Annotated in this window: 6 protein-coding genes; 1 reads left to right on the top strand and 5 read right to left on the bottom strand. The window is 63.4% G+C overall.

Annotated features, from left to right (window positions below):
* Nucleotides 1–165 precede the first annotated feature (165 nt).
* Nucleotides 166–3,333 (top strand): putative Ig domain-containing protein, encoded by a 3,168-nt coding sequence (locus tag GTK01_RS13345; RefSeq protein ID WP_371924348.1) that lies wholly within the window; start codon nucleotides 166–168, stop codon nucleotides 3,331–3,333.
* Nucleotides 3,334–3,422: 89 nt separating this feature from the next.
* On the opposite strand, the gene GTK01_RS13340 is transcribed toward GTK01_RS13345, so the two are convergent.
* The 5 genes from GTK01_RS13340 to GTK01_RS13320 form a co-directional block, all read right to left on the bottom strand.
* Nucleotides 3,423–3,596 (bottom strand): hypothetical protein, encoded by a 174-nt coding sequence (locus tag GTK01_RS13340; protein ID WP_252926377.1) that lies wholly within the window; start codon nucleotides 3,594–3,596, stop codon nucleotides 3,423–3,425.
* A gap of 150 nt (nucleotides 3,597–3,746) precedes the next feature.
* Nucleotides 3,747–5,633 carry a bifunctional sugar phosphate isomerase/epimerase/4-hydroxyphenylpyruvate dioxygenase family protein gene (locus GTK01_RS13335; RefSeq protein ID WP_252926375.1) on the bottom strand — a complete coding sequence of 629 codons (1,887 nt, stop codon included), beginning with the start codon at nucleotides 5,631–5,633 and terminating at the stop codon, nucleotides 3,747–3,749.
* On the bottom strand, nucleotides 5,630–6,475 hold the full coding sequence (locus GTK01_RS13330) for a shikimate dehydrogenase (RefSeq protein ID WP_252926373.1): 846 nt from the start codon (nucleotides 6,473–6,475) through the stop codon (nucleotides 5,630–5,632). Before GTK01_RS13330 ends, GTK01_RS13335 begins: the two co-directional genes overlap by 4 nt.
* A gap of 124 nt (nucleotides 6,476–6,599) precedes the next feature.
* On the bottom strand, nucleotides 6,600–7,286 hold the full coding sequence (locus GTK01_RS13325; RefSeq protein ID WP_252926372.1) for a GntR family transcriptional regulator: 687 nt from the start codon (nucleotides 7,284–7,286) through the stop codon (nucleotides 6,600–6,602).
* 46 nt (nucleotides 7,287–7,332) lie between these two features.
* The gene (locus GTK01_RS13320) at nucleotides 7,333–8,004 is read right to left on the bottom strand and encodes a GntR family transcriptional regulator (RefSeq protein ID WP_252926371.1); all 672 of its coding nucleotides are present in this window, start codon (nucleotides 8,002–8,004) and stop codon (nucleotides 7,333–7,335) included.
* Between the last annotated feature and the right edge of the window lie 154 nt (nucleotides 8,005–8,158).

Genomic DNA, 8,158 nt, shown 5'->3' with positions numbered 1-8,158 from the left:
GCTGCTGGAGCCTATCGGCAACATCCCGCCGGCCGAAGCCGAGGAACGCTACTACGCCATGCTGGAGCAGCCAGACATGGCAGCGTAACTTAATTCAAACGGCCTCCGGCAAACCCGGGGCGATTCAGCCAGGACAATCCCGGAGCGCCCAAGCCTGCCGAAAACGTGTCCGCAACAGGCGGGAATGGGGAAGCCGTTGTCAGCTTCAACCCTCCCTCGTCGGGACCAAGCCCTGTCGGCTACATCGTCAAGTCGAGCCCCGGTGACATCGAGGTGCAAGGCGCAACCGGCCCGATCACTGTGCCCGGCCTCACCAACGGAACGTCTTATACCTTCACCGTTGTCTCGAAGATCAACGCGACGACGCTCAGCGGTCCGAGCGAGCCGAGCAATTCGGTCACTCCGGGCGTGGTGACGATCTCGTTGTCCCCGCCCGCTGGCGCGCTCGCGGGCGGCACGGCCGGCACGGTCTATGGCGGGGCGACTTTGGCGGCTTCCGGCGGAACTGCCCCTTACGCCTATACGGTCACGGCGGGTGCCCTCCCGGCCGGCATGACAATTGATCCGGCAACCGGTGCGATCTCGGGCGCGCCCGACACGGCGGGGGCCTACGACTTCACCGTGACCGCGACCGACACCAACAGCGCAAGCGGATCGGCCAGCTATTCGCTGTCGATCGCCTTGCCAGCCCCCGTCGCCAACGACGGGACCGCGACGGTGGCGGCAAATTCCACCGGCAACGCAATCACCCTAGGCCTGAGCGGCGGCTCCACCGTATCCGTTGCCGTCTCATCCGCTCCGGGCCACGGCACGGCGACCGCGTCGGGTACGACCATCACCTACACGCCGGCAGCCGGCTATTCCGGCTCGGACAGCTTCACCTACACCGCCAGCAACGCGACCGGCACGTCTGCGGCCGCGACGGTGACGATCACCGTCACGCCCCCGACGCTGGCCCTTACCCCCGAGGCTGGCGCCTTGCCGGCTGGAACGGTTGGCACGGCCTACAGCCAGACGGCTGTTGCCTCCGGCGGCACCGCGCCCTACAGCTATGCTGTCACCGCAGGCACGCTCCCGGTCGGCCTGACATTGGACGGCACGACCGGCGCGATCTCCGGCACCCCGACAGAGCACGGCGACTTCAACTTCACCGTCACCGCCACCGACGCCTACGGAGCAACCGGGGTGGCGGCCTATTCGCTTGCTGTCGGGGATATGGCGCCGGTTGCCAACAACGGCACCGCGACGGTGGCGGCGAACTCGTCGGCGAACCCGATTGCACTCAGCCTCGGTGGCGGGACGGCGACCTCTGTTGCCATCGCCTCCGCTCCCGCCCATGGATCGGCGACCGCATCGGGCACGACCATCACCTACGCGCCGATGGCGGGCTATTCCGGCCCGGACAGCTTCACCTACACCGCCAGCAACGCGACCGGCTCCTCGGCGGCCGCGACAGTGACGATCACCGTCGAGCCGCCGACGCTGGCCCTCTCGCCCGCGGCTGGCGGCTTGCCGGCCGGAGCGGTCGGCACGGCCTACAGCCAGCCGGTTTCGGCCTCAGGAGGCACCGCTCCCTACAGCTATGCTGTCACCGCAGGCTCCTTTCCGGCTGGCCTTTCGCTGGATACCACTACCGGTGTCATCGCAGGTGCTCCCACAACTGCCGGCAATTACAGTTTCACCGTCACCGCCAGCGAAGCCTATGCCGCAACAGGTTCGGTAAGCTACTCGGTAGCGGTCTCAGCGCCGCCAACCGTCTTTGCTTTCGCGCCTTCGAGCGGTGCCCTTGCCGAGGCCATGGCGGGTGAGGATTACACCCAGCAGATCTCAGCCAGCGGCGGAAGCGGCGCGTTGATCTATAGCCTCGCGTCGCGAACATTGCCGCGAGGCTTGGTTCTCAACATCTCGACGGGCGAACTGACCGGCCCGCTGGCAGCGGATGCCGAAGGCGAATACAGCTTCACCATCGAAGTCCGCGACGGCAACGGTGCGACCGGAACGGCGAGCTTTACCCTGAAGGTAAACCCGCGGGCCGTCACGGTGACCGACAAGGTCGTTGATGTTCCGGCCGGAGCGACGCCAAACAATGTCTATCTGAATGGCGGCGCGACGGGCGGCCCCTTTACCTCGGCCGATCTCACCTTCGTGGAACCGGCCAATGCGGGCACCGCCACGATTACTCGCGGTCAACTGGCACAGGCCGACCCTGTCGTGACGCCAACTGGCTGGTATCTGGAGTTCGAGCCGAACCCAGCCTATTCCGGCCAGGTGCGCGTGGGCTTTCGACTGACCAGTGCGCTGGGTGTCTCAAACACCGGCACGGTCATCTACAACCTTGGCTACAGTGCCGCCGATGTAGCGCAGGAGATCGACTCTCAGGTGCAAGGTTTCGTGCAGAGGCGCCAGAGCATGATCTCCTCGGCGATCGAGGTGCCGGTCCTATTGGAGCGTCGCCGCATGGCCAGCGCCAATAATCCCGTCACCACGCGCATGTCGCCCTCGGCGGACGGCCTCGCGCTTGGCTTCGCCTCCAGCCTGGCCCAGATGAAAGCGGCCCGCAACAGTGTTGACGGCGCAACGAACGCGGGGTCCTCGCTCTTCAACATCTGGGTCGACGGCGCGCTTCTTGCCCACCACAACGAGGAGAACGGCGGAAAGTGGGGCAGCTTCGCCATGGTGTCGCTGGGCGCGGACTATCTCCTCTCGGAAAGGGCATTGCTCGGCCTGTCCTTCCATTCCGACCGGATGGTCGACCCAACGGATGAGGACGCGACGCTGACGGGAAATGGCTGGCTGACCGGGCCGTATGCTTCGTTCGAGATCGGCAAGAATCTGTTTTGGGACACCAGCCTGCTTTATGGCGGCTCCTCCAACGACATCGAAACGCACTTCTGGGGCGGTTCGTTCGACACCCGGCGCTGGCTGTTCGACAGCTCGCTCGAAGGACAGTGGCAGCTCGATGACATCACGGTGCTGACGCCGAGACTACGGGCTGTATACCTGTCGGAAGAAGCAAAGGACTACGCGGTCCGGAACGCTGCCGGCGATTTGATCGAACTCGATGGGTTTACGCAGGAGCAATTGCGCGTGAGCTTGGGAGCCGAGATCGCGCGGACGTTCGAGCTCGAGAATGGAACGCTCGTGACACCCAAATTCGGGGTCAACGGCGGTTTCTCGGGTCTCGACGGTTCCGGCGCGTTCGGTTCGTTTTCGACCGGCATGTCGTTGCAGACCGTCAACGACTGGACGATCGATGCCGGATTGCTGTTCAATATCGAGGGCGAAGGCGAAAAATCGATTGGGGCCAAGGTAGGTATGAGAACGCGATTCTAATGGGCAGCGCAGCGCCGTTCGAATCGCGACCTCACCTCCACGCGCCCCGGCCAAATGGACGTGCTGTCACATTGTGAGGTCGGCCCAGATCAGAACCGCCCTGCCCTGCGCGTCGCCTGGCGCGCCTCGCGGACGTTCCGTTCGACATCGGCATCCGAGCGCCCGGTAAGGCTCCGCGTCAGCGGACGCAGAAGTTGCAGGTCGGGCGACAGGGAGGTCGGGCCGTATCCAGCTTCTGTCGCGTTTGTGGTGCTGTCGATCATGGCGGCGCTGGCTCCATTGCCGGTTATGATGTGAAGGAATGCGCCTTGCGCGCCGGAGCGGTCATCGGGACACCTGCCGGGAATGGAGGTCCGTAACGGGCGTGCCATCCAGGGCGACGGGAAGCAGCACGTCACCGGATATCCGACCGATCAGATGCGCGGCATGCCGGCGGGGCGCATGAGTCGTTTCTGCGCGGCGATGCGGAATGGCGCATTTGGCGCGCCATAGCCCCTATAGCCTCCGCGCCGCTCCACGATCTCGAAGAAGAAGCCTTCGCCGAACGTGGCGCTGTAGAGCTGGAAATACTCGCCCTCGCCGTCCTGGTCGTAGAGGATGTTTGCCTCGCGCAGGCGGTCGGCGAAATCGGGATCGAGGCCGAAGCGGGCTTCGAGGTCGTCATAGTAGTTCGGCGAAATCTGGAGCGTGGCGAAACCGCGCGTCACGAGGCTTGCAGCGGTGGCGAAGATGTTGCCAGTCTCGAAGGCAAGATGCTGGACGCTCGAGCCAAACCGCTCGGCGATGAAGTGGCCGGCAAGCGTGCGCCGGTTTTCTGCGCCGTTCAACGTCAGCCGCAACGCGCCGTCCGCGCTCTCGACCACCTGGCTGCGCACGAGGCCGGCCGGATCGACGACGTCAACCATCGGCAGCTTTTGAGTCTTGAGGATCGACGTGTAGAAGAGAAGCCAGGTCAGCATCTCCTCATGTGCCATTGTCTGCGCGACATGATCGATGCGCGTCAGCCCTGCATCCGGGCGATCCCGGCCCGTCGCATCGAACTCGGCGTCCCAAACGCGGGCAAGCTCCGACTGCTCGTCGAGGAAATAGATGACGCCGCCACCGACGCCGCGAATGGCGGGAATGGCAAGCTCACCTGGACCCGGGCGCTGCTCGAAGATTTCTGCGCCGAGCGCTTTTGCCCGCGCGACAGTCGCCGACGCATCTTCGACCTTGAGCCCGATCGCGTAGGCCGAAACGCCATGAACGAGATAGGATGAGTGCGCGAACCCGCCCTTGTCGGTGTTGACGACGATGTTGATGCCACCCTGGCGCCAGAGCGCAACATCCTTCGACTTGTGCCTTGCCGTCTGCGCGAAGCCGATGGTCGACAGGAGCGTGCCGAGTTCCTCGGCTTCCTTTGCCCCTGCGGCGAACTCGACGAATTCCACGCCCTTGACCGCGATCCGGTCGGGCATCTTCGGCACGCTGATTGCGATGCCGGGCTCTGCCCGCGCGACCTGGTCCATCAGGTGGACAAGGGAGCGGTGGCCGTCAACGGCGATCGATTTCGGCGAGCCGCCGCGGAACTGGTCGTTGAATATCTCGAGCGACAGTGGCCCATCATAGCCGGTGGCGGCCACGGCGCGCATAAAATCCTTGACCGCCAGATCCCCCTCGCCCGGCATGTTGCGGAAGTGGCGGCTCCAGTAGAGAAGATCCATGTCGATCTTCGGCGCATCGGCAAGCTGGACGATGAAGATGCGGTCTCCCGGGATCGATCGGATCGTCTCGACGTCGATTTTGCGGGCCAGCGTGTGGAACGAATCGAGGATCAGTCCGATGGCGGGATGGTCTGCGCGGCGCACGATCTCCCATGCGTCACGATGGTCGCTGATGTGCCGGCCCCAGGCGAGTGCCTCATAGCCGACGCGGATGCCGCGCCTGGCGGCGCGATCGCCAAGCTCGCGAAAATCATCCGCGGCGCGGTCGATGCCGCCGAGCGCGATCGGAGAGACGTTGGAGCAGACAAGCATCAGATCGGTGCCAAGTTCGCCCATCAGGTCGAACTTGCGCTCCGCCCTGTCGAAGCCTCGCCTGCGCTGCGGCTCGGGCATGCCTTCGAAATCGCGAAACGGCTGAAAAAGCGTGATGGTCAGGCCGTGGTCGCGCACCATTTGTCCAACCTCGGCTGGTGATGCGTCGAAAGCGAGGAAATCATTCTCGAATATCTCGACGCCGTCGAAACCGGCTGCGGCGATGGCGGCGAGCTTTTCCTTCAGATCGCCGCTGATCGATACGGTTGCGATCGAGGTTTTCATGCCGAATGCGCCATGGCTGGCTGGGGTCGCAGCAGCGCCGCGCGCAAAGCCGCCTGATCGACGTCGACGCCCGTGAACAGCCGGAACGCGTCGACGCCCTGATGGAAAAAGAGTTCGTAGCCCGAGAGGATCGCCAACCCGGCGGCCCGGGCAGCGGCCAAGAACTCCGTTTCGACGGGGGTATAGACCGCATCGAACGCCCAGCGCGCGCGCCTCAGCCTTTCGGCGGGAAACGCGCTGCCAGGGTGGCCCACCATCCCAAGCGGCGTCGAATTGATGAGGCCGTCCGCCCCCGCCATCGCCTCTTCGATCGACCCCACGAGCCGGACGGACAGATTTGAAGACTGGCGCAAGGCTCCTGCAAGCGCGCCTGCCTTTGCGCCGTCAGGATCGAAGATCGCAAGTTCGGCCGCGCCGAGCGAGGAAAGCGCAAAGCCGATAGCCTTGCCCACACCGCCCGCGCCCGCCATGGCGACACGGCCGGGTGCCTCACCCTTGAAGCTCGCGCGAAACGCCGCGGCAAAACCCGAACAGTCTGTGTTGAAACCTTGCGGTGTGCCGGCCCCGAAGATCACCGTGTTGCATGCGCCGACGGCGCGAGTCTCGTCGTCACCCATGACAAGACGCGGAAAGACCCGCTCCTTGTAGGGATAAGTGACGTTGATGCCGCGGTAACCCTCGCGCGCGCAGCGGTCGAAGACGGCGTCGAAGTCGAGACCAAGGTCCGCTGGTATCAGCGGTTCGTAGCGCACGTCGAGGCCGCAGAGTTCGCCCGCCAGTCGATGAAGAAGAGGCGATTTCGAGCGACGAATGTTGTCCCCGATCAAACCGAGTTGGATCACCGCTTCCTCCCAAGGAAAGTTCCATCAAGCCACTGCCGCCTGCCGCGTCAAGATACACAGCAAGATCGCCATTTCAAATGGCAAAACAAATTATCTCATAGATTATTGAAAGTCGCGGACCGGATCACCTGATCGTCCCGGTTGCCAGAGCGTGTTCGACGCCACCCTTGACGTGAAGCTCCAGCGTCGCCCGTGCGGTTCTTGCATCGCGCTTCAGCGCGCAATCGAGAAGCGTGCGGTGCTCGTTAGCGGCGATGTCGCCCCGAAACGAAAGCGCGATCATCTGATAGCGCAGATATTTGTCGAAGATCGCGGCGTGCGTTTCCATCAGGACGCTCGATCCGCAGGCGGAAATCAAGGCCTGGTGAAACTCCCAGTCATAGCGCTTCCACACTTCCGTTTGCGACCGGTCGCCTTCCTGCATGCGCCGCTCCATCGAGGAAAGCTTGTGGTGGGCCGAAACGACACGGCCTTCCCACTCGACATCGCCCACGGCAAAGGACTGCTCGAGCGCGTGAACCTCCAGAAGAAGGCGCAGCGCTGCGATCTCGCGCAGATTCTCGACCGACACGGGCGCGACTTCGAAACCGCGTTGGCCTTCGGCAACGACCAACCCTTCCGAGGACAAGCGGTTCAGGATTTCGCGCAGCGTGCTGACGCTGGCGCCGTAGTGGTCACGAAGCCGGTCGAGCTTCAGTTTCTGGTTCGGCTTGAGGTGACCGAACAGGATGTCGCCGCGTATCCGACGATATGCGTTCTCCCCGATGGTGAGGAGGCCCGGTACTTCCGCTTCGATATCGACGTGCTTCATATGATGACGACTATCTCAGATATTGTATCGAAACCGATGCTATCCGTCATTCGGGCAGGAGGCCATTGCGGATCGTGTGTTCGACGCAGGAATCGATGTGGCGCCGCAGAACCGAAATTGCCCCCGCATGGTCGCGCGCGAGCGCCAAGCGAAGAAGCTCGCGATGCTCTTCGGCCGCAGGTTCGCCGCGGAAGATGACGGCAATGATCTGGTAACGCAGATAAAGATCGTAGATGCGCTGGTGCGCCTCCATCAGTGCGGCCGAGCCACACGCGGAGACGAGCGCATGGTGAAACTCCCAGTCGTATCGCTTCCAGATTTCGGTGCGGGTCCGGTCTCCGGCCAGCATTTCGCTTTCAAGTCGAACGAGCTTGTGATGGGCAGCCAGAACGTCCGCTTCCCAATCGACACCGCCCCGGTTGAAGGATTCCATGAGCGCATGGCCCTCCAGGAGTTCGCGCATGGCAGCGACCTCGCGGAAGTTGCGGCCCGAGACGGGTGCGACTTCGAAGCCTTTCTGGCCCTCCGCCAGGACCAGCCCTTCCGAGCAAAGCCGATAGAGGATTTCGCGTAGGGTGCTGACGCTCGCGCTGTACGGGTTCTTGAGCTTCTCGAGCCGCAAGCGCTCGCCGGGCCGCAGATGGCCAAACAGAATGTCGTGACGGATGCGTTTGTAAGCGCCCTCGCCGGCCGTCTCGCTCAAAGTGGCAGTCTGCATCTTTCAATTCCGATCTACGCTGTTCCTAGCGCAAATGCTTCCCGACAAGCAAGCATTGCGCAAACCGCATGATGGAAATTGAAATCTCTGATGTTTTGCGTATCACCTATTGATCGAAGCTTTGTGTCGTGCAATGAGTCGGGGCATGATGCCA

The sequence above is a fragment of the Aliihoeflea sp. 40Bstr573 genome, from assembly GCF_024105655.1.
GTDB lineage: Bacteria > Pseudomonadota > Alphaproteobacteria > Rhizobiales > Rhizobiaceae > Aliihoeflea.
Note: the sequence above shows the minus strand (reverse complement) of the source record. Positions and strands in the feature narration are given on the sequence as shown.